This is a genomic window from Rossellomorea sp. NPDC077527, assembly GCF_044542955.1.
GTDB classification, from domain to species: Bacteria; Bacillota; Bacilli; order Bacillales; family Bacillaceae_B; genus Rossellomorea; species Rossellomorea aquimaris_E.
This window is the reverse complement of the sequence record NZ_JBITVL010000007.1, coordinates 100332-126107: the sequence shown is the minus strand read 5'-3', so window position 1 is coordinate 126107 and position 25776 is coordinate 100332. Positions and strand designations below refer to the sequence as shown.

Annotated in this window: 25 protein-coding genes; 15 read left to right on the top strand and 10 right to left on the bottom strand. The window is 43.3% G+C overall.

The features are described 5' to 3' along the window. Genes ACIGG7_RS20715 through ACIGG7_RS20690 form a run of 6 tightly spaced genes read left to right on the top strand, consistent with a single transcriptional unit; the run spans position 1 to position 8351 of the window. Positions 1-1536, top strand: coding sequence for a pyridoxal phosphate-dependent decarboxylase family protein (locus ACIGG7_RS20715; RefSeq protein WP_397550895.1), 1536 nt, complete (start codon positions 1-3; stop codon positions 1534-1536). Beyond that, on the top strand, positions 1523-3316 hold the full coding sequence (locus ACIGG7_RS20710) for an IucA/IucC family protein (protein WP_397550894.1): 1794 nt from the start codon (positions 1523-1525) through the stop codon (positions 3314-3316). The genes ACIGG7_RS20715 and ACIGG7_RS20710 overlap by 14 nt, the downstream gene beginning before the upstream one ends. Further along, positions 3306-3893, top strand: a complete 588-nt coding sequence (locus ACIGG7_RS20705) for a GNAT family N-acetyltransferase (RefSeq protein ID WP_397550893.1) — start codon at positions 3306-3308, stop codon at positions 3891-3893. Before ACIGG7_RS20710 ends, ACIGG7_RS20705 begins: the two co-directional genes overlap by 11 nt. After that, the gene (locus ACIGG7_RS20700; RefSeq protein ID WP_397550892.1) at positions 3865-5214 is read left to right on the top strand and encodes a lysine N(6)-hydroxylase/L-ornithine N(5)-oxygenase family protein; all 1350 of its coding nucleotides are present in this window, start codon (positions 3865-3867) and stop codon (positions 5212-5214) included. The genes ACIGG7_RS20705 and ACIGG7_RS20700 overlap by 29 nt, the downstream gene beginning before the upstream one ends. Before the next feature lie 41 nt (positions 5215-5255). After that, positions 5256-7076, top strand: coding sequence for an IucA/IucC family protein (locus tag ACIGG7_RS20695; protein ID WP_397550891.1), 1821 nt, complete (start codon positions 5256-5258; stop codon positions 7074-7076). A gap of 48 nt (positions 7077-7124) precedes the next feature. Next, positions 7125-8351, top strand: coding sequence for an aspartate kinase (locus ACIGG7_RS20690; protein WP_397550890.1), 1227 nt, complete (start codon positions 7125-7127; stop codon positions 8349-8351). Positions 8352-8477: 126 nt separating this feature from the next. Here ACIGG7_RS20690 and ACIGG7_RS20685 read toward each other — a convergent pair whose 3' ends face one another. Both ACIGG7_RS20685 and ACIGG7_RS20680 read right to left on the bottom strand, forming a co-directional pair. Then, the gene (locus ACIGG7_RS20685; protein WP_397550889.1) at positions 8478-9566 is read right to left on the bottom strand and encodes a GGDEF domain-containing protein; all 1089 of its coding nucleotides are present in this window, start codon (positions 9564-9566) and stop codon (positions 8478-8480) included. A 165-nt stretch (positions 9567-9731) separates the two neighbouring features. After that, on the bottom strand, positions 9732-11375 hold the full coding sequence (locus ACIGG7_RS20680; protein WP_397550888.1) for a M4 family metallopeptidase: 1644 nt from the start codon (positions 11373-11375) through the stop codon (positions 9732-9734). Between the two features lie 349 nt (positions 11376-11724). On the opposite strand from ACIGG7_RS20680, the gene ACIGG7_RS20675 reads away from it, so the two are divergent. Beyond that, positions 11725-12615, top strand: coding sequence for a TIGR01777 family oxidoreductase (locus ACIGG7_RS20675; protein ID WP_397550887.1), 891 nt, complete (start codon positions 11725-11727; stop codon positions 12613-12615). A 42-nt stretch (positions 12616-12657) separates the two neighbouring features. Here the strand turns inward: ACIGG7_RS20675 and ACIGG7_RS20670 are convergent, their stop codons facing one another. After that, positions 12658-13035 carry a winged helix-turn-helix transcriptional regulator gene (locus ACIGG7_RS20670; protein ID WP_397550886.1) on the bottom strand — a complete coding sequence of 126 codons (378 nt, stop codon included), beginning with the start codon at positions 13033-13035 and terminating at the stop codon, positions 12658-12660. A 253-nt stretch (positions 13036-13288) separates the two neighbouring features. Here ACIGG7_RS20670 and ACIGG7_RS20665 point away from each other — a divergent pair, with 253 nt between their 5' ends. Continuing rightward, positions 13289-14269, top strand: coding sequence for a zinc-binding dehydrogenase (locus tag ACIGG7_RS20665; RefSeq protein WP_397550885.1), 981 nt, complete (start codon positions 13289-13291; stop codon positions 14267-14269). A 45-nt stretch (positions 14270-14314) separates the two neighbouring features. Here the strand turns inward: ACIGG7_RS20665 and ACIGG7_RS20660 are convergent, their stop codons facing one another. Together ACIGG7_RS20660 and ACIGG7_RS20655 are read right to left on the bottom strand one after the other, a co-directional pair. After that, positions 14315-15070 (bottom strand): sugar phosphate isomerase/epimerase family protein, encoded by a 756-nt coding sequence (locus tag ACIGG7_RS20660; protein WP_397550884.1) that lies wholly within the window; start codon positions 15068-15070, stop codon positions 14315-14317. 10 nt (positions 15071-15080) lie between these two features. After that, positions 15081-15509, bottom strand: coding sequence for a MarR family winged helix-turn-helix transcriptional regulator (locus ACIGG7_RS20655; RefSeq protein WP_224945074.1), 429 nt, complete (start codon positions 15507-15509; stop codon positions 15081-15083). A 178-nt stretch (positions 15510-15687) separates the two neighbouring features. On the opposite strand from ACIGG7_RS20655, the gene ACIGG7_RS20650 reads away from it, so the two are divergent. Beyond that, positions 15688-16887: an MFS transporter gene (locus tag ACIGG7_RS20650; protein ID WP_397550883.1), complete on the top strand. Its 1200-nt coding sequence runs from the start codon at positions 15688-15690 to the stop codon at positions 16885-16887. A gap of 107 nt (positions 16888-16994) precedes the next feature. Next, positions 16995-17150, top strand: a complete 156-nt coding sequence (locus ACIGG7_RS20645) for a DUF1540 domain-containing protein (RefSeq protein WP_224944718.1) — start codon at positions 16995-16997, stop codon at positions 17148-17150. A gap of 87 nt (positions 17151-17237) precedes the next feature. On the opposite strand, the gene ACIGG7_RS20640 is transcribed toward ACIGG7_RS20645, so the two are convergent. Further along, the gene (locus ACIGG7_RS20640) at positions 17238-18452 is read right to left on the bottom strand and encodes an MFS transporter (protein WP_397550882.1); all 1215 of its coding nucleotides are present in this window, start codon (positions 18450-18452) and stop codon (positions 17238-17240) included. A gap of 312 nt (positions 18453-18764) precedes the next feature. Between ACIGG7_RS20640 and ACIGG7_RS20635 the strand changes: the two genes are divergently transcribed. Beyond that, positions 18765-19751 carry a nuclease-related domain-containing protein gene (locus tag ACIGG7_RS20635; RefSeq protein WP_397550881.1) on the top strand — a complete coding sequence of 329 codons (987 nt, stop codon included), beginning with the start codon at positions 18765-18767 and terminating at the stop codon, positions 19749-19751. Between the two features lie 14 nt (positions 19752-19765). Here ACIGG7_RS20635 and ACIGG7_RS20630 read toward each other — a convergent pair whose 3' ends face one another. Then, positions 19766-20080, bottom strand: coding sequence for a winged helix-turn-helix transcriptional regulator (locus tag ACIGG7_RS20630; protein ID WP_397550880.1), 315 nt, complete (start codon positions 20078-20080; stop codon positions 19766-19768). Positions 20081-20251: 171 nt separating this feature from the next. Between ACIGG7_RS20630 and ACIGG7_RS20625 the strand changes: the two genes are divergently transcribed. After that, positions 20252-21100, top strand: coding sequence for a VOC family protein (locus ACIGG7_RS20625; RefSeq protein ID WP_397550879.1), 849 nt, complete (start codon positions 20252-20254; stop codon positions 21098-21100). 78 nt (positions 21101-21178) lie between these two features. Here the strand turns inward: ACIGG7_RS20625 and ACIGG7_RS20620 are convergent, their stop codons facing one another. From ACIGG7_RS20620 to ACIGG7_RS20610, 3 genes are all read right to left on the bottom strand, one after another. Beyond that, positions 21179-21457 (bottom strand): hypothetical protein, encoded by a 279-nt coding sequence (locus ACIGG7_RS20620; protein ID WP_397550878.1) that lies wholly within the window; start codon positions 21455-21457, stop codon positions 21179-21181. 201 nt (positions 21458-21658) lie between these two features. After that, positions 21659-22201 (bottom strand): DUF6944 family repetitive protein, encoded by a 543-nt coding sequence (locus ACIGG7_RS20615; RefSeq protein WP_397550877.1) that lies wholly within the window; start codon positions 22199-22201, stop codon positions 21659-21661. Positions 22202-22260: 59 nt separating this feature from the next. Continuing rightward, the gene (locus ACIGG7_RS20610; protein ID WP_397550876.1) at positions 22261-23343 is read right to left on the bottom strand and encodes an MBL fold metallo-hydrolase; all 1083 of its coding nucleotides are present in this window, start codon (positions 23341-23343) and stop codon (positions 22261-22263) included. Positions 23344-23508: 165 nt separating this feature from the next. Here ACIGG7_RS20610 and ACIGG7_RS20605 point away from each other — a divergent pair, with 165 nt between their 5' ends. The 3 genes from ACIGG7_RS20605 to ACIGG7_RS20595 are packed head-to-tail and all read left to right on the top strand — an operon-like array spanning position 23509 to position 25766. Then, positions 23509-24024, top strand: coding sequence for a DM13 domain-containing protein (locus tag ACIGG7_RS20605; RefSeq protein ID WP_224944706.1), 516 nt, complete (start codon positions 23509-23511; stop codon positions 24022-24024). Positions 24025-24037: 13 nt separating this feature from the next. Further along, the gene (locus ACIGG7_RS20600; RefSeq protein WP_397550875.1) at positions 24038-24742 is read left to right on the top strand and encodes a response regulator transcription factor; all 705 of its coding nucleotides are present in this window, start codon (positions 24038-24040) and stop codon (positions 24740-24742) included. Continuing rightward, positions 24732-25766, top strand: coding sequence for a sensor histidine kinase (locus tag ACIGG7_RS20595; RefSeq protein ID WP_397550874.1), 1035 nt, complete (start codon positions 24732-24734; stop codon positions 25764-25766). The genes ACIGG7_RS20600 and ACIGG7_RS20595 overlap by 11 nt, the downstream gene beginning before the upstream one ends. The last annotated feature ends 10 nt before the right edge of the window (positions 25767-25776 follow it).

The window sequence follows — 25776 nt, the reverse complement described above, 5'->3', positions numbered from 1 at the left end:
ATGAAAATGAAAACAATGGATAAAGAAATCAATCAGAACATGGACTCCTTTTTCCTGCATCAAGGAGAAAAAGGACTCCGGGCTTTTCATGAGATGGTCGATGGAGTCAGCCGGCAGCTCCAACACTTATATGCTTCTACCGGGCAGCCTTTTATCGGGAAAATGCCCGATGTGATAAAAGATGAGATCAAACCGATCATGACATTTACACGGGAAGGAAAATCATTTGAGGACGTCCTTCATGAAATCGGTGATCCGATTCTGAAGAATAGTCTTCATATTTCCCATCAGAAGAGCATGGCTCATTTACATTGTCCTCCGCTTCTTCCGGGAGTGGCAGCGGAATTGATGATCGCTGCACTCAATCAATCAATGGATTCTTGGGACCAGAGTACAGCAGCCACTTATGTGGAAGAGGAAATGGTGAAGTGGTTGACAGAAAAACTAAATCTTCCGGCAACATCCGGCGGTGTGTTTACAAGTGGCGGTACACAATCTAATTATATGGGGCTCCTGTTGGCACGCGATGCCTTCTGTCATGCGAAATGGAATCATAACGTCCAAAGGGATGGTTTACCCCAACGCTTTAACCGATTAAGGATCCTTTGTTCAGAAGATGCTCATTTTACAGTCAAGAAAGCGGCTTCCCAACTGGGTTTAGGGGAAAACGCGATCGTGACGGTCAAGACCGATGAACATCATCGGATGAGCGTTGAGGAAGTGAAAGAAGCACTCAGGAATCTTGAACAGAATCAACTATTACCCTTTGCCCTTGTTGCTACTTGTGGAACGACCGATTTTGGAAGCATCGATCCGATGGTGGACCTGGCAGAGATTGCCCGTCACCACGGTTTGTGGCTTCATATCGATGCAGCATATGGCGGCGGTCTGATGATGAGCCACGCCCATGCCGGCAAGTTAAAAGAACTGGAAGAGGCCGATTCCATTACAGTGGACTTCCATAAGTTGTTCTATCAGCCAATCAGCTGCGGAGCATTCCTCGTCAAGGATCAGAAGCATTTCCGTCATCTTTCGTATCATGCTGACTACTTGAATCCTGTGAAAGACGATAGAGAGGGCATCTTAAATCTGGTGAATAAGTCGGTTCAAACGACGAGGAGATTTGATGCGTTAAAACTGTTTCTATCACTTAAGACAGTGGGAACCCAGCTTTTTGGAGAGATGATTGATGAAACGATCAAGCTTGCCAGGTACACAGCTGCTTATATGGAAGAACAGGAGAACATCGTTATTCAGAACCCGATACCGGAAATCAACACAGTCATCTTTCGCTATCAGCCTAAAAGGCTGGAAATGGGGATGGATATCAATCAACTAAACCGACTGATTCAGCAGAGACTCCTCTATAGAGGAAAAGGTGTAATTGCGAAAACGGTGATTGAGGGTCATACCTTCTTGAAATTAACCCTATTAAATCCACGAACGAAGCCGGGAGATATTCATTCCCTTCTACTAGAGATTGAAGAAATCGGCGATGAATTAGTAAACGGAGGGTCATACTTTGATACATTCTAATGAAATTGCGGAACACGCAACGATGCAAAGCTTTCTTAATTGTTACTTGAGGGAAACAGGGAACTATTCTGAAGAGAGCAGCTATGAACATCATCCATCACTTGGGCAATTCGAGAAAGTCATCGTCTCTCGATTAGCCCTGCAACAGATTGAACTGATTATCCCGGTAGCATACTGGTCACTTACCGATCGCCATCTCTTCGGATTTCCCCTTTATTATCGAGTAGGGGAAAGCGAAATGAAACCACTTGACTATGTGACCCTTACAGCCCTTGTTGTAAAAGAATTCTTACTGGATAAGGGCAATCAAGGGTCAGAAGATGAACTTCTCTTAAGAGTGATTCTGAGCTGTCGGAGTATAAAAAACTATGTTGAAAGTCGCGTTGGTGATGGTGAGGCACTCTCGGATGAAGAGTTTGATTATATTGATGCAGAGCAATCCCTTCTTTTCGGACATATGCTACATCCAACACCGAAGAGTAAGCAGGGCTTGACCGACCAAGAAGATCTTGCGTATTCACCTGAAAATAAAGGGGAATTTCAGCTTCATTATTTTAGTGTAGATCTTTCATTGGTAGAGCAGGATTCAAGTACGACCCAATCTGCATCTTCCATTATTTTTGAGGAACTAAAGGATGCCCCAGGGGTTGATCCGAATTGGCTGCAGGAGATGATTGAAGAGAATGGACGCGTATTGCTTCCTGTCCATCCCCTTCAAGTAAATACACTACTTAAAAAAGAAAAAGTACAAGGCCTGATGGAAGAAAGACGTATGGAATATATCGGTCCCCTAGGGAAGCACTTCACGGCGACGTCGTCGTTCAGAACCGTCTATAGCAGCGATTCGCGCTATATGTATAAATTCTCAGTACCTGTCAAAATCACAAACTCTCTCCGTGTCAATCAAAAGAAAGAGCTAGCCAGGGGAGTTGAGGTTTCAAGATTACTAGAAACGGAAGTAGGAAAGAGCCTTAACAGCGAGTTCCCAGACTTTATCGTCATCAAGGATCCTGCATACATAAACGTGGACCTAAAAGAGGACATTTCAGGTTTTGAACTGGTCATCAGGGAAAACCCTTTCTATGAAAAGAGTAGAGGGACCAGCTTGATTGCAGCCCTATGCCAAGACCATGCCTATGGAGGGAAACCGAGGATACAGTCCATCATGGAAGGGATAGCGCAAAGAGAAAGTAGGAGTCTTGAGGAAGTAAGTCTGGATTGGTTCGATCGATACTTATCCCTGACTCTGGATCCGATGATCTGGTTGTTCCACACATACGGGATCGCCCTTGAAGCTCATCAGCAGAACTCGGTGATTCAACTAAAGAATGGCTACCCTGAAACCTTCTATTATCGAGATAATCAGGGATATTACTTCAGTGAATCGAAAGTGGAAAAGCTTAAAAAACTGCTCCCTGACTTGAATCAAGAGAGTGACACGGTTTGCGCTGATGAAGTCGCAGAAGAACGATTACGCTATTACTTTTTCTTTAACCATTTATTCGGGCTGATCAATGGTTTCGGGGCAAATGACCTTATTGAAGAAGAAAGGCTGATGAATCTCGTCAAAGAAAGACTCGAGATTCATGAACAGCAGTGGGGGGAGGATTCCAATCTTCTCAGCAGCTTATTATATCAACCGGTCCTTCCGTGTAAGGCGAACTTATTGACCCGATTCTATGATATGGACGAACTAGTCGGTCCGATGGAGGCTCAATCAGTCTATACGATGGTGAAAAACCCCCTTGCCAAAGAGGTGGAAATCCATCATGTCCTATGACTTCAAAGTGTATGATCAAGAAATTCAAAAGACGATTGCATTTAAGAAAGTTGATTTTGACCGGGATGCGGTGCTTATTCACAAATGGATGATGGAGGATCACGTCCATCCATTCTGGAACCTGAATATTCCATTAGACCAATTTCAATCCCATTTGAAAAAAGCTTTATCAGATTCCCATCAAACCCTCTATACAGGGTATCTCGATGGAGTGCCGATGAGTTACTGGGAAGCCTACTTGGTAAAAGGCGATGTGATCGAGGAAACGTATTCGTCTGCCCCTTATGATCAAGGTGTCCACCTGTTAATTGGGGAAAAGGAGTATCTCGGTAAAGGACTTTCCCTTCCATTGCTAAGGGCCATGGTTTCGTTTCAGTTTCACGAAAGGGAGACGAAAAAAGTTGTGGCTGAACCGGATATTCGTAATGACAAAATGATCCATGTGTTTCAGAAGTGCGGGTTTCAAGCTGTGAAGCACATTGATCTTCCGGACAAAACCGGACTGCTCATGTTTTGTGAGAGAAGCGAATTTGAAAAGAGGTGGCAGAATGAAGGATTCTACAATGACAACAAATGAGTTGTATGACGTCATCGGTATCGGATTGGGACCGTTTAACCTTGGATTAGCGGCCTTATTGGATCCAGTAGCCGAAGTGAAAAGCGTGTTTTTAGAAAAGAAGAAAGCCTTCAATTGGCATCCTGGCATGCTGATTGAAGGAACGACCTTACAAGTGCCGTTCTTTGCGGATTTAGTCAGCATGGCCGACGTGCGAAGTGATTACAGCTTTCTACGTTATCTGGAGGCACATAATCGCTTATATCATTTTTATTTTCTAGAAAAATTTCACATCCCGCGAAAAGAATATAACCATTACTGCCAATGGGTGAGCGAACAGTTAAACACGTGCCGATTCGGGATGGAAGTCCAAAAGGTTGTCCCGGTCTCCTTGGGGAGTGGGGACAATGTGTATGAAGTCACCGTATGGAATGATGAGCTTCAACAAACGGAGACCTTATTTACGAAGCATCTCATCCTTGGTATCGGTTCGGTTCCATCCGTACCTGAAGCATTTCAAAGTATGCTCGGGAAAAACGTCTTTCACAGTGCAGATTATGTATCCAAGAGAGGAGTATGTGCAGAAGCGGAATCCGTTGCCGTGATCGGATCAGGTCAAAGCGCCGCCGAAGTATTCCTGGATGTGGCAAAAGAGCAGGAGAAACATGAATTCTCGCTTCAATGGTATACCCGCTCAAAAGGTTTTTTCCCGATGGAATACTCAAAACTGGGCCTTGAATATTTCTCACCCGATTATACCCGCTTCTTTTACCAGCTTCCCCAGGAGAAAAAGGATCGGCTCCTAAAGGAACAGGATCTTCTTTATAAAGGCATCAGTTCAGATACGATCGCCGAAATTTACGATCTTTTATATGAACGAACTGTAGGCTGCGATGAGCCGGATATTGAACTGCAAGCCATGACAGAAATCGTCGGAATCGAAAGAAACGGAAAAGGGTTTGAACTGCATGGTTATCATCGGATCAAGGAAGAACATTTCGTAGATCAAGCAGAGGTGATCATCCTGGGCACTGGTTACAAGCCTGCATTTCCAGGATTCCTATCGGAAATGAAAAAGTCGATTGCCTGGGATGAAAATGGCAGATACAAAGTGAAAGAAGACTATCGACTGGAGACTTATGTAGAGGGTGAGGGTGACATCTTTATTCAAAATGGTGAGATGCATACTCATGGTGTCGGAGCACCTGATTTGGGGCTCGGTGCCCACCGAAACGCCATCATTATCAATACGATTGCAGGAAGAGACGTATATCCGGTTCAGACGAAAAATGTGTTTCAAACCTTTGGAACGAAAACGGCTTCCGTTCCCGTTCCTTTCTGATACCACAATAGAACATAGACTAAAAGAAAGAAGGGATAAGTATGTTATTTAATGAAGAAATACAACGTGTATTTAAGAGTGATAGCTGGAAGAAAGTAAACAAAAAACTGATAGGCAAAATGCTGTCAGAGTATATGTATGAAAAGATGATTCAGCCTAACATCCTTTCAGAAGAAGGAGAGAATATCGAATATTCCCTTCAAGTCTCGGAGTCAAAGCACTATCACTATATCGCACAAAAACGATTGTTTGATAGTTTCGATGTAAAATGGACGACGATCTATATCGTTGAGAATGATGGGAGAAAGGAAGCAGACAGTGCAATAGAATTATTGGTCGATCTTCAGGATGTGATTGGAATGTCATCTGAAACGGCGGGCCATTTAATCAAGGAAATGAACAGCACGTTGATAGCAGATGCCCATCTTCTAGAAAAAGAAGCAAAAAGATCGGACGAATTAATTCATGAAGATTACGCAAGCCTTGAAGGCTATATGACCGGCCACCCGTGGATTACATACAACAAAGGAAGAATCGGGTTCGGATATGATGATTACCTTGCCTTCGCTCCTGAACAGCAAAAGGAGATCCAGCTATCCTGGATTGCCGTCCATAAAGATCTGGCATCGTTTCAATCTGTGGAAGGGTTGGATTATGAAGCGTTGATTGCGAGTGAACTGAGTGAAGAAGAACGAATACGTTTTGATGTGAAGGTCAAACAACATGGAAGCGAACCATCGCAATACTATTACATGCCGGTACACGAATGGCAGTGGAAAAACACATTGGTTCAGAATTTTCCTGAGGAACTGGCCATTGGTCGAATCATTCCGCTAGGGAAGGGAGAAGACCGCTATCTTCCTCAACAATCGATCCGAACATTTGTGAACATAACAAACAAAGATAAGCATCATGTAAAGCTTCCAATGAGTATCTTGAACACACTAGTGTATCGGGGACTGCCATCGGAACGAACCGTAATCGCACCTAAGGTGACCGAATTCATTAAAGGAATGGCAGAAAAGGATCACTTCTTAAAAGAAGAATGTCGGGTCATCCTACCGGGGGAAAATGCCAGTATGAACGTAAACCACCCATACTATACCCAATTAAAGGAGGCGCCGTACCAGTACTTGGAGATGCTCGGAACCATTTGGAGAGAAAGCATTTATACGTACTTAGAAGAAGGGGAACAAGCGATTACCCTGGCTGCCTTATTGTATGAAGATCATCACCATAAACCATATGTTGAGAGTTTGATAGACCAGTCAGGGCTCAGCACGGAAGAATGGATGGAGCAATTTTTCAAAGTCGTAATGGAGCCTCTCCTTCATTATCTTTATCAATACGGAACGGTATTCTCTCCACATGGACAAAATACTATTGTCGTGTTAAAGGATGCGAAACCTCACCGTTTAGCGATTAAAGATTTTGTCGATGACGTCAATATTTCAGATCAGGATTTTCCAGAGTTGCAAGGATTGTCGTCTGAATTTAAGGCGGTCCTTCGAACAGAGGCGCCAGAAGGGTTGACTCAGTTCATCTTCACGGGTCTCTTTATTTGTCACCTGAGATATTTGAGCAATCTGCTAAAGAATAATGGGCTGATGGAAGAAGAAACATTCTGGAGTCTTCTTGCCGATGCGATACTCAACTATCAGTCTCGATTCCCGCAATTGGAAGAACGATTTAAGCTCTTTGACTTCTTTAAACCGGAACTTACCAAACTATGCCTGAACCGAAATCGCATGGTGGATTACGGTTATTCTGATGACGATGACCGTCCCCACGCTTCCGAATTCGGGAAAGTCACAAACGCCCTGGCTGCATTTCAATTAAATCGGACTGTTGGGTCAAATTGATGATCCAATCACCCTCATTCATTCCCTTATAGAAAGAAGGATCGTCAATTGAGTACAATTGTTCAGAAATTCGGTGGTACCTCTGTCGGTTCTACCGAGAGAATAAAACGAATGGCAGAGAAAGTCATACAGGAAAAGAAAAAAGGTCATGATGTGGTGGTTGTCGTTTCTGCGATGGGCAAAACCACTGATACTCTTGTAAAGTTCGTGAGTGATATCACCACGAAACCAAGTAAGAGAGAAAGGGATATGCTCCTTTCAACAGGAGAACAACTCACCATATCCCTTTTTGCCATGGCTCTTCAACAACGAGGGGTGGAGGCGATTTCTTTCACCGGATGGCAGGCTGGTATTCAAACGGATTCCGTTCTTGGGAATGCTCATATAGAATCCATTGATACAAGGCGTATCAGGAGTGAATTAGATCATGGGAAAGTGGTTGTGGTGGCAGGTTTCCAAGGCGTAACGGTGGATGGGGACATCTCCACTTTGGGAAGAGGAGGATCCGATATAACGGCAGCTGCTCTTGCAGCTGCTCTAAAGGCAGATCGGTGTGATATTTTTACAGACGTCGACGGAGTTTATACCTCTGATCCCAGGTTTGTTCCAAAAGCATCGAAAATCACTTCCCTTTCGTATGAAGACATGAAGAATTTAGCTGTCATGGGAGCGGACGTGCTTCATCCAAGAGCAGTGAAACATGCAAAGAGATTCGGAATTCCACTGTATATAAAATCAAGTTTTGAAAATGTCACCGGAACTCTCATCCATGGGAAGGTAAAGCAGAATGAAGCAAGCCCTGTGACCGGCATCACATTTGAAAAAGCGATTCATAGAGTTGATATATTCGATTGTGATGACGTTGAAGAGTTCCGGGAATCATTCATGTGTGAGCTTGCATCCCGTCATATTCAGGGGGATGTCTATACACAGAGTTGCCGAAACACTTTGTCCGTATTAATTAAGGAGGAAGACCTTCAAGAGGTATTATTCATCTTAGAGAAAGGGAAAGACAGATGGAAGTACTCGCGTATCGAAGAACGAAGCAACCTTTCAAAAGTTTCGGTGATCGGCCGGAATTTGAAAGGAAGGCCTGAGATTAAGATAAGGGTATGCAGGATGTTATTGGAAAACGCTGTGAAAGTGAAATTGATCGGCGAATCTTCCATTAGTGTGACCGCAGTGATGGAGAAAAGAGATGTACAGTCGGCTGTAGAGTGCTTACATACGGGACTTGGATTAGATTATAAAAACAAGATAATGGCGTCTATGTGAAAATCAGGCGGTAAAAGTAATCATAAGAAAAGGAGAAAAGAGTCGATTCTTTTCTCCTTTTCGTTTATTTAGGACAGTGTTCAACATCATTTCCTGGGAAAAGATGTTGAATGCTGTTGCGGTTTATCAATGTATGGCTTGAACCATTTGAAAATCGCATACTTTATTTCGGCCTGTACGCTTCGCGAGATAAAGAGCCTTATCAGCCTGTTCAAAGATTTCCTCACCATCCTGGGAAAGGGTATCCGGAAACGTGGACACTCCAATTGAAATCGTAATGCGGATCATTTTTTCTTCCGAAATGAAAAATGGATGTTTTTCAACAGCTCCTCTGATCCTTTCCGCAATCACCATCCCATGACTATGGGGGCAATCCAGAAGGAGGATGCTAAATTCTTCTCCACCATTCCTTGAGACAATATCAAAGCTCCTAGATTGGTGCTTCAACACTTTACCAAGTTCTTTCAGAACCTCATCACCTGCATGATGACCAAATGTATCGTTTACGTTCTTGAAATGATCGATATCAATGAGCAGTAACGAAAGCTTTTCATTTCTTTCCACTGCATGTTTAAGGGCTTCATTATAACTAACATCAAACTGTCTTACGTTATTAAGGCTTGTGAGAAAATCTTTCGTCGCGCTCTGTTCCAGCAGATGATATTGCTCATTTGAACGCTTAATCTGCTCGGCGATAAAGTATGCAATAAAACCGACCACAAGGGAAGTGAAAAAATGATACGGAAAGACCTTTAAGGTTTCTGAAATCCCGATGTTTTTGACTAAAGCTAAAAATATGATGATCAAGCTTACGGTGTTCATCGATTGAAGCTTATTCAGGTTACCGATCCGTAGGCGGGACAAGAAGCCGCAGATGGCGCCGATAGAGAGCATCCCGATTGCGGCAACGACCGCCTGAGTACTTATCCCGAACATCAGAATCCTGCCTGTCGTAATGATGAATGCTGATAAAAGCGCAGGAATCCAACCGATATAAACGGCAGCGGTGACGATTGCCAAATGTCTCAAATCCATTATGCTATTATGATTCAGGGGGATAGTAAAGTTCATGAGAGCGAGCCCTAGGATCCCAAAGAATATGCCCATCAATAAAGGAGAGGGAATGGGGGATTTACGCGGGTTTCTCATCACAATCCCGGCAAAATATAGAAATGAGATAAAGACACACAGGTTAATAAATAAGTGTTCAAACATGAACATCCCTCCTTGATCAACAAATGGAAATGAGAAAATATACCTATATTCATTATATCGGTTCTCTGAAGTTGAACCTTTAGTATTTTTAAGATATTAGCAAAATGAGTAAGCATGACAAAAAGCCGCCCAGATGGACGGCTTTTGTCATATCTTTCGTATGAATTAATAAACTCCTACAGCATCCCATGCTGCTTTAACGGAATTATAAGTTGAGCTTCCGCTGCCGTAAAGGTCAGCAGCTGATTGAAGAAGGGCCGCACGAGCATAACTGAAATTACTTGTTGGTGTTAAGTAAACAGTCAGCGCACGGTAGTAGATCTTCTCTGCTTTTGTTTTACCGATGCTTGAGATCGTGTTGTAAGCCGCTTTATTCGGGATACCTGAGTTAGTATGAACACCACCGTTATCGGAAGATGTGTTCACATAGTTATTCATATGTTCCGGTTGACCGTATTTAGAAGGGTTTGAAAGACTGCGCAGGGCATCTCCTGAAATACCTGGAGTGTAGACATCTTCACCCATTAAGTAATCACTTGGATCTAAGAAATAGCCGAATACATCAGAGAACGATTCGTTCAAAGCACCTGATTGATATTGATATTGCAATCCTGCAGTACGTTCCGTCACGGCATGAGTCAGCTCATGTGCAACAACATCCAGTGCGCCTGATAGGGATGTGAAAGTAGATCCGTCCCCGTCACCATACACCATTTGTGAACCATTCCAGAACGCATTATTGTAGTTGGATCCGTAATGGACTGTAGAGCGGATGGTCGCTCCATTATTGTCGAAACTATTGCGGTTATGTGTGTTTTTATAATAGTCATAGACTTTACCGGCATAAGCGTGAGCATCTACATCAGCCGCTTGGGAATAAGCAGTCCAAGAGTTATTGCTGTCAGTTGAATAGTACCCTGGAAGGCTTGACCCATTTTGAGCCGTAAACGTCTCAATGACACCGTTCATTGGTTTCGTCACATCGTATAAGTAATACGTTCCATTTGAAGAATAAGTATTAAGAGTTTTATAATCATCTAAAACTCCGTAGCCGCTTCCTGTCGTAGCTCCATCTGCTACAGCATTATACGCTTCGACAATGGATCCGTCTTTCGCATCAACAAAGATCTGCCAGTTTGCCCCGTAAGGCTCGATGAATTGAAGCTGCACTTTATACGCAAGAGTAAACTTTCCGTCTTTCTCATGAATGACGAGATCATTCTTTTCGGTTGTACTATCAACATGACTGTCTTTCTTCGCATCAATGGCGAACTCGTTTTGAGTTCCTGTCATTGTGTCTGCTTTAGATAGCCCGATATGCTTCCAAGCAAGATCCGTAGCTGATTTTTGGTTGATTTTAGTTTTAGTCTTGGTTACTTTTTTAGAAGCTTCTTTATAAAGTTGACCCGTTGTAGCCGTCACTTCATTCTTTTTATTTGTATGGACAATGAAGATGGCTCCGTCAACTGGTACACCATTCACTGATTGAGTGAATTTATAGTGAGACATTCCAAGATCATCTGTTGTTTTTTCAAGCAATGTCAGTTCAGAATGTGGATCGACGGCGAAAAGCTCTTTATTATCTTTCATGAACTTTTTCACGTCTTGATCGTTCTTTACAATACCTTTTGATAGTTTCCCAGATAAGAAGCTAGGTCCTTTTTTATCTATGTTCATGACCTTTTGATGAATTTCCATTTTCGAAGTAATAGAATCTGGAGACTGGGCGAATGCGGACGCACCTGTAAAGGATGCGCTGAATACAAGAGAAGTACCTAGTGCTAAACTGACTAATTTCTTTTTCGACATAATTACAATTTCCCCTTTTGATCATAGAATTTGGAAATAGCTATTCCTTTTGGCCCCGGCGGCTAATTAGTAGTCTAGTAAAAAATGGCAAGGTTGACAATGAAAAAAATGGTAATTTTCAGTAAATTTGAAATATTTAGTGTTCTAAAATGTCGATATAAAACAAAATAGAGGGGAATTTCTGCCGTTATCTATTCAAATCGTGGAAAAATATTTTTCTAGGAATATTCCACTATTTTTTGTGCATGAGAGAAACATGGGAAATTCGGTTTTAATTGGTTACAGAATTTGGTATAATAAAATGTGAAATTATTCACAAACTTTTTTTATATAGAAATGAGTTGATACTGTGAGAAAGAATGTTGTCATAGCTGGGGGAACGGGTTTTATCGGTCGTTACTTTCAGAAAAAATTTCTGGAGAGAGGCTATAAAGTAACCATTATTTCCAGGCAATCCCCACATGTTTCGTGGGATCGCGACAATGACATTGTCCAATCATTAGAAGGTGCAGATATGCTCATTAATCTTGCAGGGAAGTCAGTTGACTGCTGTTACAATGAAAAAAATAAAGCGGAAATCTTCCGTTCCAGGACCGAAACAACGGAAATCCTGGGAAATGCCCTATTACAGTGTCAGGATCCCCCTCCACTATGGATCAATTCCAGCACGGCAACGATCTATCGCCATGCAGAGGACCGCCCCATGACCGAGTCAGAAGGCGATATCGGTACAGGATTTTCAGCAGAAGTGGCAAAAGAGTGGGAGAAAGCATTCTTCTCTTTCTCATTACCGGCAACCAGGCAGGCTGCGTTAAGAATAGCCATCGTCTTGGGACCGGATGGCGGAGTGATGACGCCATACAAAAATCTGGTCAGATTTGGCCTTGGAGGTGTCCAGGGGCCGGGTAATCAAAGATTCAGCTGGATTCATGTCGAAGACCTATTTCGTGTCATTCTTTTTCTAAATGAAGAAAAGGAGTTACGCGGCGTGTTCAACTGTTCAGCTCCTAATCCTGTCACCAATCGGGAATTCATGGCGCAGTTAAGGGATGTCATGAACAGAAAAATAGGTCTACCGACTCCGAAATGGATGCTTGAAGCAGGTGCCGTGATCATTAAAACGGAAACCGAGCTGGTCCTGAAGAGCAGATGGGTCATACCGGAAAGGTTGGAAAAAGCGGGATTCGTCTTTCAATACGATACGTTGGAAAAGGCATTTGGACAGATACTGGTTAAATAAATGATAAAAGGACTTGCCACTGCGGCGAGTCCTTTTATCATACTAATGATCATCCTCCATAAAATCATAAGACGTCCAGCACCGGTTCATTTCGATCCCCTTCTGCTCGGCATATTCATCTCCCCATTTGCACATTTCAAAGAGTGTGGTTTGGAGTTTCTTCCCCATCTCGGTCGTTGAATACTCCACTTTAGGGGGAACTTCCTGGTAGACGGTCCGCGAGACCAGTCCATGCTCCTCCAATTCCCGGAGCTGCTGGGTAAGCATTTTCTGGGTGATATTCGGCATAGAGCGCTTCAACTCATTAAATCTTTTGACCCCTTCGTTTAAATTCCATAGAATAAGAACCTTCCATTTCCCTCCGATGACATCGATCACTAGGTCGATGGCACATTGATATTCTGTGTTCAGTTGTTTCATATGAGTACCTCCAGGTTTATGTTCGGTGATTATTTGTTGAATCAGCAGTTGAAAAAGAACGGAGATTCAGCTGCTGAATATTAAGGAATAATCAACAGTTGAACTCCCAGTATCTAACTAACGAAGGCACTTCCAAGGTTTCCAAACGGTAACCAGGATACTAAATAGTGCCTACTTGTGTAATGAATGTACAGTATATATTATATACCATATAAGGAAATGAATCATAAAACTCTATTAGGAGATGAATAGAATGAAGGCATTATTATTAAAGGATAAAGGGCTATGGAAAGACATGCAGGTGGAGGAAATTGAAACCCCAATAGCAGAAAGCGGAGAACTTCTCGTGGAGGTCTATGCTGTAGGGTTGAATCCGGTTGATTATAAGACAGCAACCAACGGGATGCCGGTCTGGTCCTATCCGCATATCCTTGGCTTGGATGTAGCTGGAGTGGTCGCACAAGTAAGTGAGGGAGTAACAGACTTTCAAGTAGGAGATCGTGTCGTCTACCACGGCGATTTTACGAAAAAAGGCGGCTATGCAGAATATGCGATCATCACAGCCCATACTGCGTCTCACATTCCGGACAGCGTTTCCTTTGAAGATGCGGCAGCCCTGCCGACTGCAGGCTATACGGCGCACCAGGCCATTCACCGCAAATTGCCATTGGACCAGGTCGATACGCTACTGATCCATGGAGGGGCCGGAGGAGTAGGCGGGTTTGGCGTTCAGCTTGCGAAGCTCGCAGGAAAGACCGTCATTTCCACTGCTTCCCGTCACAATCACGATTATGTGAAATCTCTTGGGGCCGATCATGTCATCGACTACCGGGAAGAAGACGTCATTCGGAGGGTGATGGAAATCACGGATGGCCGTGGAGTAGACGCCGTCGTGGATGCGGTCAGCAGACAAAGTGCGACGGATTCCCTTGATGCTTTGGCCTATATGGGGCATATGGTATATATCGCCGGTGCGCCGGATTTCAACAAAATCAAATCATTCACGAAAGTCGTTTCGTACCATGAAATCGCTCTTGCTGCAGCGCATCAAACGGATGATATGAAAGCCCAGAAGGATTTTGCGGTAATAGGGAATGAGATGCTTTCCCTATTGGAACAAGGGAAATTGGATGCCATGCTGAAAGAGACAGTCACACTTGAAGAAGTGCCGGATGCTCTGATTCGTTTATCAGAACGCCATGTGAAAGGGAAGATTGTAGCGAAATTAAAATAATGATGGAAAAAGGAGAGCCTGCGAAATGGTGGCTCTCCTTTTTCATTACACTTTGATTTGCCGTAGATACTCTAGACTTTTCCGAACACTGTCGATGGGAGGGATCTTTGAATCGTCCTGCTCGACGATCCACCAGTCCACATCGCTGTGGGCACCAAAGTCAAGGACAGAACCGAGGTCCACACCACCGGATCCCAATTCCGCGAAAAATCGTTCTCCGTCGGTTGTCATATCCTTTAAATGGACAAGAGGAGTCCGACCTTGGTAACGCTTCAACCACTCCACCGGTTGTTCTCCGGCATACGTCAGCCAATAAATATCAAACTCGGCTTTGACCCAATGGGGGTTCGTTTCCGAAAGAATCGTTTCAAGAGCCGTTTTTCCGTTGGATAGAGTCGCCAATTCGAATTCATGATGGTGATAGCAGAGGGTGATCCCCTCTTGAAAGCATTTCGCACCAATGGAGTTCAAATCATCAATCAATCGAAAATACTCTTCCTCTGATCGTTCTTCAGGGGACAAATAGGGACATACGATGTAGCGACTGCCAAGCTCAAGCTGATCGTTGATCACATCATCCACAGAACTCCTTAGTTCAGACAGTGGAATGTGGCTGGATACTGCCCGAAGCCCGAAACCATCGAGTGTGTTCTTCAGCTCCTTGGGAGTCAATCCTCCATAGCCTGCAAGTTCTACGCCGTCATAGCCCAATTCAGCCACCTTTTGCAGTGTACCTCTGAAATCCTTTTCCGCCTCGTTCCGCAATGTATACATCTGGAGGGCAACAGGAATTTGCTTCATTCAGACACTCCTATCCTTTGGTCATGTTTGCGTTGATTTGAGAAAGAACGCTTTTATATACTTCTAAATCCTCCTCTGAAATTCCTTTCAGAATCGTATCCTCATATAATTTTTCAATAAAAGGGGACAGCTCGTCCTTCGCGGTCCTTCCTTTTTCCGTTATAAAAATTAAAAAAGATCTTCTATCTTCAGCGTTTTTCTGTTTGTAGATCAGTTCTTTCCTTTCCAGGATGTCTAATATTCTGGTCACGGTGGGCTGATCTTTTTCCGATCTGATGGCCAACTGTTTTTGACTGATTCCATCCTGTTCAGCAAGTCTTTTCATCACCGTCCACTGCTCAGGCGTCACATCGAAATCTTTCAGGTGGAGGGTGAGGAATCGAATGATATTTTTTACTGTGTGGCTCGTATACAAGCCGATGGTTTCATCTCGGGTCATGGTCACTGTTTTTCACCTTCTACATTCATTTTCTTATCTATATCATACATGAAATGAGGATATGTTTAGAGGTTTTCATAAAAATACTGCAAATTAATTGTCATAGCAACTATATTTACAAATATACATGTTGTAGATATAATTAGCATAACAACTATTTTTAAAAAGGAGAATGGTAGTGAATCAATCAGCAGAACAAAACATCTGGACGCGTCCCTTTTTCATGGCGCTACTGAATAATTTTTTTCTATTTTTAGTTTTTTACTCATTGTTAACGATCCTGCCACTTTATGTGATCGATCAGCTGCATGGAACAGAAGGACAGGCGGGACTTGCTACGACGGTTTTCTTACTATCAGCCATTCTTATACGGCCGTTCTCGGGGAAAATCATTGAAATACTTGGCAAGAAAAAGACGCTCATCATCAGTGTGATGCTGTTTGGCGTCTCCTCATTTATTTACTTTTGGGTACATGATTTCTATCTATTGATGGGGGTGCGCTTCTTTCATGGAATCTGGTTCAGTATCGGCTCAACGGTCTTAGTGGCAATTGCCGCTGATATGATACCTGCAAGCAGGAAAGGGGAGGGGCTTGGTTATTTTGCGATGTCGATGAATGTAGCGGTAGTGGTAGGACCGTTTCTTTCTTTGGCCCTCATTCGATGGATTCCATATGCATCATTGTTCATGGGACTCTCATGGATCATCGTCATTGGGTTCCTCTGCACGTTCGGTATTGAGGTGACAGAGGATGCAATAAAAGCGGAGGTATCGAAACGATTGACCCTCAAGGATTTGATGGAAGTAAAGGCGATCCCGATTGCATTAGTGGGCTTCTTGACGTCTTTTGCCTATTCAGGAATCATGTCGTTCATATCCGTTTATGCCAAATCAATCGGTCTGTTTGAATCGGTCAGCTTATTCTTTGTCGTCTTTGCAGCGGCCATGTTATTGTCGCGGCCATTTACTGGACGATTATTCGACCAATCTGGACCGAATGCGGTGATTTATCCATCCCTTTTTATTTTTGCCATAGGGTTGGTTCTTTTAAGCATGACTCATTCCGTTGCACTGTTGCTAATGGCGGGAACCCTGATCGGTCTTGGGTATGGTGCACTGCTTCCGAGTTTCCAGACCATCTCCATACAGGCGGCACCAAAGAGGAGAACGGGACATGCGACCGCTACTTTCTTTATTTTTTATGACTTGGGGATTGCCGTTGGTTCGTTTGTGCTGGGGCTCGTTTCCTCAGAGCTCGGCTTCCCGGTTTTATATATGTTGTGCAGTGGAGTCGTATTGGTGACCGTGGCAGCATATAAAATCGTGACGAAACGAAGAGGGGTAGCAGTGAATCAGGAAGACGTATTGGAATTATAGGAGAAACAGGGGCTTACCTTTATGGGGGGGAGCCCCTTTTTAATGATGTGAAGGTATGAACCTGAAACGAAACGTACACTCTATTGGTATAGGGGAGGTGTATAATCATGGCACAAGACGTAATGTGTGAAGTAAGCAACTGCAGATACAACAGTGAAGGAAAGAAATGCTCTGCAGACCAGATTTTCGTTGTCAGTCATAAAGGGAACAAGGCACATAACAGCGAAGAAACGGATTGCAAAACATTCGAACCAGGTATGTAAGACAAAGAAGGCAACCATAGCCGTGGTTGTCTTCTTTTGACATAGTATTGATAATAATTCTCATTATTATACAAAAAAAGCTCACAATCAGATGTTAGCCTGGCCTGTTTGTTCTGAGAGGGTCGTCGTCCGGAGCTGCCTGAATTTCGAAAAGAAGAGCCCAGTCATCACAACCGAAAGGCATCCGAATAGAACCGTCATGATCTGCAGACCGACAAGATCCAATAGGAGGCCGGTTAAAAGCAGGACAACTTGGAAGATGAGCCGGTCGAGCATATTTCTGAACGAAAAGAAACGGCCGTGAAATTCCTTCGGGATGCGAGTTTGAAAAATGGTGGCCGCTGTCGGAAAGAAACACCCTACAGAAAAGCCAAACACAGTGAACGCTAATACTGACATCACGGGACTTGTAGCAAAGTAAAGGAGCATTTGCGCAATCCCGATCACAAAACTAAAGGTGAACAAAATTTTATATGGCGACACTTTCTCCCCGATTTTCTTTACGGCAAACGCACCCGTCATAAACGCAATCCCTTCAGCTGTATAGATCCAGCCCTTAATGGCGGAACTATCCTGAAGCTCACTGATGTTGATGACCATTAAATTGAAACCGCCGATAAACAAAAGCGGGATCAGTGTCATCACAAGTGTCATAAAGACAATGGGAAGGGCTTTTATGACCGGGAATACTTCTTTGAAGCCTGCTGTTTTCGGTTTTGTTCCTTCTGACTTTGCCTGAGATGTTTCGTCAATTGTCAGCAACCACGTCATGATGAACAAGGCAAGATAAGCGACCAGTGAAAGAACATAAAGCATCGATAAAGAAATGATGACCAGTAGAACCCCCGCTAAAGCCGTACCGAGGATCCTTGAGAGAGTGGCCACGTTCATATGGACCCCGTTCATCTGCAACAGTTCCTTTTCTTTGACCACCATCGGAATAGCAGCCTGAAGAGCAGGAAAATAAAAAGCGGCAGAGATTTGAATACTCACTAAGAAGACGACCATCCATAATACCGAGCCCGTATAAATGGCGATGAGCATAAAAACGACACTCAGCGCCCGTGTGAACCCTGATACGAGCATCACGGTTTTCTTTTTCGCCTGATCCGTGATCCTTCCTGCCAACGGACCGACAGCAAGCCCGGCTAATAGCCCGGAAGCTAGTAAGACCGACTTCAGAAAATCCGATGGCACCTTCTCCTGCATAAATTCCAGATTGCCGATGATCCCAAGCCATAATCCAAGCCCGGCAATGAATTCTCCGATTAATAATATCCACACATTTTTATTGTTCCACATAGTAGGTCCGTCCCTCGCAGTCTATTTATTTCGTTACTCTAAATATACTATGGGTGGGGTGGGAAGGGAATGGTTTTTTGTGGAGGGGTGGTGGTTGGCGAGGTCGGTGGTTTGGGTGTTTCGCTGATAAAATGGGGATTTCGCCGTTATAATTGAGTTTTCGCCGATAAAATGAGAATTTCGCCGTTATATTCTCAATTTCGCCGTTAAAATTAATATTTCGCCGATAAATCATAACCAGATAGGTTCAGGCAGGACTTTTACCTGATTATAGAGAATAGAAAGTAGTACAAAGCAGATTGGAGTGATCAAATGATTGAAAAAGAAAGAAGTATTCCCCGAATTATCCTCTCATTGCAAGCTTTACTCCGCAGACTACCTCCTCAGCACCCAAAACGAACTGTCATTATTGAAGAGCTTGGTAAAAGAATGGCAGGCTATAAAGGAGAAGAGGCTTTAGATTACACCTTAACCTCGTTAGACTTAAAGAAATACTCTATACTCAACGATCTAAGGCTTCCACATAAGAACAACTACTTCCAGATTGACACACTCCTCCTCACAACAGCATTCATTCTCATTATTGAAGTGAAGTATCTCGCTGGCACTGCATTTTTTGACCCCATATTTAATCAATTAATACAAACGAAAGACGGTGTGGAAGCAGCGTTGCCAGATCCGACGCTTCAGGTTAAGCGACAGAAATTACAGCTTGAGGAATGGTTAAGTAAAAATGAATTCCCGACAATCCCGATTTTCGCTTGCGTGGTCATGAGTAATGACCGCACGATTATAAAAACATCCCCCGAAAACAAATCAATTAACAAATTTGTCATTCATCGCCATTCTTTATTGGAGAAAGTTTCGCTTATAGAGAAATATATTCAGGACGAATCGATATCCCAAAAACAAAAGAAAAAATGCATTCGAACATTGAAAAAGCAGCATCGTGAGTTTCATCCAAATGTAATGGAAAGATATTATATTGCAGCAGAAGATATAATAAAAGGGGTTAGGTGTAGTGATTGCGACAGTCACCCATTAAGAAGAAAACATGGTGCCTGGATTTGTTCAGGGTGTAAAAAAACAGATCGTTCCGCTCATATACAGGCTCTCAAAGATTATGAATTGCTTATTGGTCCAACAATAAAAAATGCTGATCTAAGATGGTTTTTGGAAATTGAATCACCTTACGCAGCCAAACGCCTCCTCCAATCCCTCAACCTCCCCACAACAGGATCAAAAAAAGGAACCACATACACCCTCTCATTCAATCAAACAAAAAAACCCCGCCAATAACCTGACGGGTTAAGTCAATCCTTCTCAATCCACTCCTGGGACCACTTTTCTATATCTTTCATTAAAGGTTCTAAAGAGTAACCTTTCTCCGTTAACGAATATTCAATGCGTACGGGCGTTTCAGGGTAGACATCACGCTTAAGGATCCCTTCTTTTTCAAGGTCCTTTAGCCGCTCTGAAAGGAGTCTGCCGCTGATGCCGATAGCCTCTTTAATGGTGCAGTTCCGCTGTGGACCGGAAAGCAGTTGGTATACGATAAGGGCTGTCCAACGCTGACTTAAAATGCCGATTGCTTTTTCAAATCGTGGGCATATTTCAGATTGATTCACTTTCAATGCCTCCTTTAATCGAAAAAAATCTAATTAGAAGTATACCATATTTTTTTAAGATAGTAATTAAATTACTTGACGGAAATTAGTTATTAAAATAATATAAGTTACATAAAGTAACCTAATAACAAATAGTATAAACAATCCACTTTAAATTGGAGGAAAATAAAGATGAACTTTCATAAAGGACCCCATACTTTTGTTGGTGAAGTAAACCTAAAGGTACAGGATGTAAGTCGATCTCTATCCTTTTATCAGGAAGTAATCGGGTTTAAAATATTGAATCAAACAGAGAAGAGGGCAACTTTAACCGCGGACGGCATTCAACCTTTGTTAACCTTGGAGCAGCCTGAACATATCATGCCTAAAGAGCAGAGGACGACGGGGCTTTATCATTTCGCCTTGTTGCTGCCTAATCGAAAAGAGCTTGCCAAAATATTGGCTCACATGGTCCGGTTGAATATTAGGCTTGGCTCATCTGATCATCTTGTCAGTGAGGCGCTTTATTTACAAGATCCCGATGGAAATGGAATTGAGATATACAGGGACCGTCCATCGACGTATTGGAAATGGAATGGAGATCAGGTAGAGATGGCGGTGGATCCCATCGATGCCCAAGGACTTTTAGCCGAGGCAGAAGGAGAATCGTGGCATGGACTTCCTGCCGGCACGGTGATGGGGCACATCCATCTGCACGTGTCAGATTTGAAGTCAACGGAAGAATTCTATGGAAAAGGACTTGGATTCGACGTAGTCAGCCGGTTTGGAAATCATGCACTTTTCATTTCAACAGGTGGATATCATCATCACATCGGATTGAATACCTGGAATGGTGTGGGAGCACCGAGGCCGACAGAAAACAGTGCGGGTCTAAACTGGTTCACGCTGCACTTTTTAAGTGAAGAAAAGCTCATGACAACCATTCAACGTCTACGGTCCATGGGAGCTTCCATCCAGGAACGAGAGGGAAGATATTTCACTCAAGACCCTTCAGGAAACAATATCAATCTAAGTCTGTAAAGGAGTCAATTTAGAAGAACGAAGAGGAACCCAATTTCCCTGCATGGCAAATCGGGTTCCTCTTCGTTCTGTATGATATTAATAATAATAAGGGTAAGGATATGGGTAACCATAATAAGGTGGCGGATAACCATATCCGTATCCATAACCATAGCCAGGACTCAATAATGCCGCACCCAGTAATCCTCCTGCAAGCCCGCCAACAAACGGACTGAAGCCGAATCCAAACCCAAACGGACGTCTTCCGAATCCACCATACCCGAACCCAGGTCTTCCGAAGCCCGGCCGTCCGATTGGACGACGTATATCATGATAATCCACAAACATTTCATTATTTACAGGTTGAAAATCATTCATAGCAAAAGCCTCCTCTCTATCTAGGTTATGAATATTCGTCCTTGGGTGAAATGGTATGGGCGATAACCCAGATCAAGAGATATTATGTAAAAGGGCCTATATGAGAAGGTAAACAAAAAAAAGACTGTTTTTAAAAAACAGCCTTTCATGCAGAGCACCTGATTCTGTTGCTCTACATTTGAAAAACTATGTAAAGCAACATCAGTCGGAAGATTCTTTTGTTTGGACGAGGGCTGAAATAATGGAGCCGATCGCCTGAATCCAACTCCCCACCACATTAATATTTCCGCTGTCTCTATCATTTATTTCGAGGATGCCGGAGATGGCTTGAAGGGAGTTACCGATGATCTGAAGAAGATTCCCGTAAATGGAATAAAGTACTTCCATTGAATGTTCTTCATTAAATGAATCGTAGAGAGCAGCAGACCCCCCTAATGCCTGAAGAAGGTTCCCTTTGATATTAAGCTCCTGCTTGATGTTGTCATTAAAATCAATCACTATACCGGCAATGACGGTGACGTTCCCAATGGCTTGAATTTCATTCCCGGCTTTTGTCAGCGAGAATTCCTCTATGGCATCTGCTTCAAGGGCATTCCCGGTTGCCTGCATTTCATTTCCTACGAGATTGAACGACCTCAAGGTATTCTCTGGGATGCTCTTAATCGGGGTACTGCCTATTGCGGCTAGAACAGTTCCGATGGCTGCAACCCAGGCTCCGAACGTGGCTTTTTGCTCATTGCTCATAGTATAATCGCCTACTTTAAAGTTCCTTAGATAGTGTATACAACTAGGCGATTGTTTGTTCATTCCCACCATCGTGAAGACGGCAGGGAATCTCCTTCCACAATAAATGTTTCCCCGATCTTAGGGGTAGCAACAGTAACATTCAATTCGTTCCCTCTCTTGGTCACACGGTTTATCGGATCTGTCCATTCATGAAAGGATAAGGTAAACGCCCCCCAATGAACAGGCATGAGCGATTTTCCTTTCACATCAATATGGGCTTGGACCGTTTCTTCAGGAAGCATATGAATCGGTGCCCATCTAGGGTCGTATTGACCGCATTCCATTAAGGTCAAATCGAATGGACCATATTGCTCCCCAATCTCCTTGAAGTGTGGCCCGTAACCACTATCCCCGCTAAAAAAGATTTTAGAAGAGATCCCGATGATACACCACGAACACCATAAAGAAGCGTTACGATCATTCAGGCTCCGTCCTGAAAAATGCCTTGCAGGGGTACAGGCCAGTGTAAGACCATTCCACTCTACTTTGTCCCACCAATCAAGTTCTCTAATGCACTCAGGATTGATTCCCCAGCGCTCCAAATGACTTCCTACCCCGATCGGCACAAAGAATTGCTTCACTTTATTTTGAAGCTTTCGAATCGTCCCGTAATCAAGATGATCGTAATGGTCATGGGAGAATATCACGGCATCAATGGAAGGAAGTTCATCGATTTGAAATGGCAGCTCCTTGCTATACCTTTTTCCACCGATCCACGGAAATGGAGAGGGGGCTTTTCCAAACATGGGATCAAGTAACAACCTCTTTCCATCGATTTCAATCATCGAAGCAGAGTGTCCAAACCACGTTACATTGGTAACAGGATGGGGGTGATCAAGAGTTGGGAACGCGACTCTTGGCATATCGTCAGCTGGTTTACGATTGGCATTCCTTTTTACCAGGTCCCGAACCATTGAAACGGATGAAGAGAAGCTTGAATCCATGGAAGTGGGCATCGAATTTTGGAATGAACCTTCCGAATATTGAGGAGATGAGTTAACTCTCTCCTGGGCCGGTTTCTTTCCAAAAGCGGGATAGTAACGTACAACCAGGAAACCGGTCAAAAAGATGATGAAGATGAATATCAGAGTATTTAGCATGAATTAGTCTCCTTTAGTTCAATATCTTTTACTATCTCAGATTCATTGGAACCTGTCCAAAATGAAGTCCGACGTACATTTAAGAAATAATTAAGGATTCCGTTAAGATTCCATAAGGTTTGTTTTTTATACTACAGTTAATCTGAAAAAGAAAGGATGATCGTATTGAAAAAATGGTTAATAGGAATTGTTGTAGCAGGAATGTTGGGAGTCGGCTGGTGGCTTGTTTCCCCCTTGTTCTTTGACAAGGTCGTAAATGAAGCACCCGAAACTTCAACAGCTTCTCATATGAAAGAAAACGAAGAGGATACTATGAAAGAAGCCGATTCATCTTCGCAAGACGCTATGACAAGCGATACAATGAAAGAAAGTGAACTCACGGGAATGTTTAAAGGGGCAGACTCCAATCACCATGCAAAAGGGAGCGTGATGGTTTCGGGAGAAAATGTCAGATTGGAAAATATTGATGTGACCAACGGACCGGATCTTTACGTTTACTTAGTAGAAGCAGATCAAGAAACAAAAGAGGGAGTTTCTCTTGGAGAGTTAAAAGGAAACATGGGCAATCAAAACTATGAAATCCCAAGTGGTGTAACGGCGGCTGAAGGAATGAAAATCGTGATTTGGTGTAAGCAATTCAATGTTGATTTTGGAAGTGCCGAATTAGGTACAGGGATGTAAAGGAGCGTTCAAAGTGGTCAAAAAAGTGCTGTTGGTAGACGATGAAGAAAATATTGTGGATGTATGTTCACGTTATCTTGTCCGGGAGGGCTTTGAGGTGAGTACCGCCTTTAACGGGAGAGAGGCGCTCGAAAAGTATCGATCGTTCCATCCGGACATTGTCGTCCTCGACATCATGATGCCCGAAATGGATGGCTGGCAGGCAGCAGAAAAAATAAGGGAGGACCATGATACACCGATCATCATGCTGACAGCACTTGGTCAAGAAAAAGATCGTATATATGGACTCACGATAGGGGCGGACGACTATGTCACGAAACCGTTCAGTCCCCGTGAGCTTTTACTTCGGGTTAAAAATGTATTGAGAAGGACTTATTCTGCGCCAACCGAAGAACAACAGAATGTTCTTCGGTGGAAAGGACTGCATATTGACCGTAATAAACGTAAGGTGATTTCTAGAGGATATGAAGTCGAAATGACAGTGAAAGAGTTTGAACTATTATCTTTACTGGCGCAGCATCCTGCGCAGGTATTCTCAAAATCACAGCTGATCGAGACATTATGGGGATATGAATATCTAGGGGATGCCAATACGATCAATGTGCATATTCGGAGACTGAGGGAAAAGATCGAGGATGATCCATCCGAGCCGAAATGGATCAAAACCGTGTGGGGAATCGGATATAAATTCGAGGGGGAGCATCATCATGAAGATTAGAACGCTCCTTATTTTGGCCAACACGATTTCTCTCGTAGTGATTCTGGTTTTTCTCACCATTTCATATGTCCAAATGTTTATCTCAACAGATATCATCATTCTTCTTTCGCTCATTACATTGGGCGCAGGGCTGCTATCATTTGCCGTGAATTTGATGATTACATCCCCTTTGTTAAAGTCTGTAAAGCAGATGAGCAGGGAAGCGGGGAAGATGGCGAACGGCGACTTTGATGTGAAGGTGACGGAAGCGGGACCGCAGGAAATCAAGGAACTCGCTTCTAACTTTAATCATATGTCTTCAAGGATCGAAGGGATGTTTGGTGAATTAAAGGAATCAGAGAAGTTCAAGAGTGAGCTCATTGCGAATGTATCCCATGATCTCAGGACACCCCTGTCTTCGATCCACTCCTTCGTTGCAGCTTTGAATGATGACATCATTGAAGATCCGGAGACAAGGCGACGCTATTATGAAACGATTCTTTCGGAAACGGAAAAATTAAGTCTGTTGATTGAAGAGGTATTGGAGTTTTCACAGCTGGAAAACAGAAAGCTGTCTTGGAAACCGTCCCCTACTCCTATCGATCAGCTATTGATTGATACCATTCAGCAGTTTGAACGCAAAATTGAGGAAAAGAATATAGAAGTGAAAGTTGAATACGATGAGGGCTTGCCCCTCGTTCCATTAATGCCTGTTCAAATTAAAAGAGTCATGACGAACCTTATCCAAAATGCTCTTTCCTTCTCACCTGACCATACAACCCTTGAAATTCATGCTGTGAAAAAAGGGGAACAGGTAGAGTTTTCTGTGAAGGACGAAGGAAGGGGAGTGGCCATTGAAGAGCAAGCTTCTATCTTTGAACGGTTCTACAGGGTAGAGAAATCCCGTAACAAAGCGGGAGGAGGATCAGGTCTTGGGCTTTCCATCAGCAAGGAAATCATCGAGCTTCACGATGGAGAAATAGGTGTGGAAAGTGATGGACGATCGGGCAGCACCTTCTGGTTTCGACTACCTTTAGTAAAATAGCAAGGAGGAG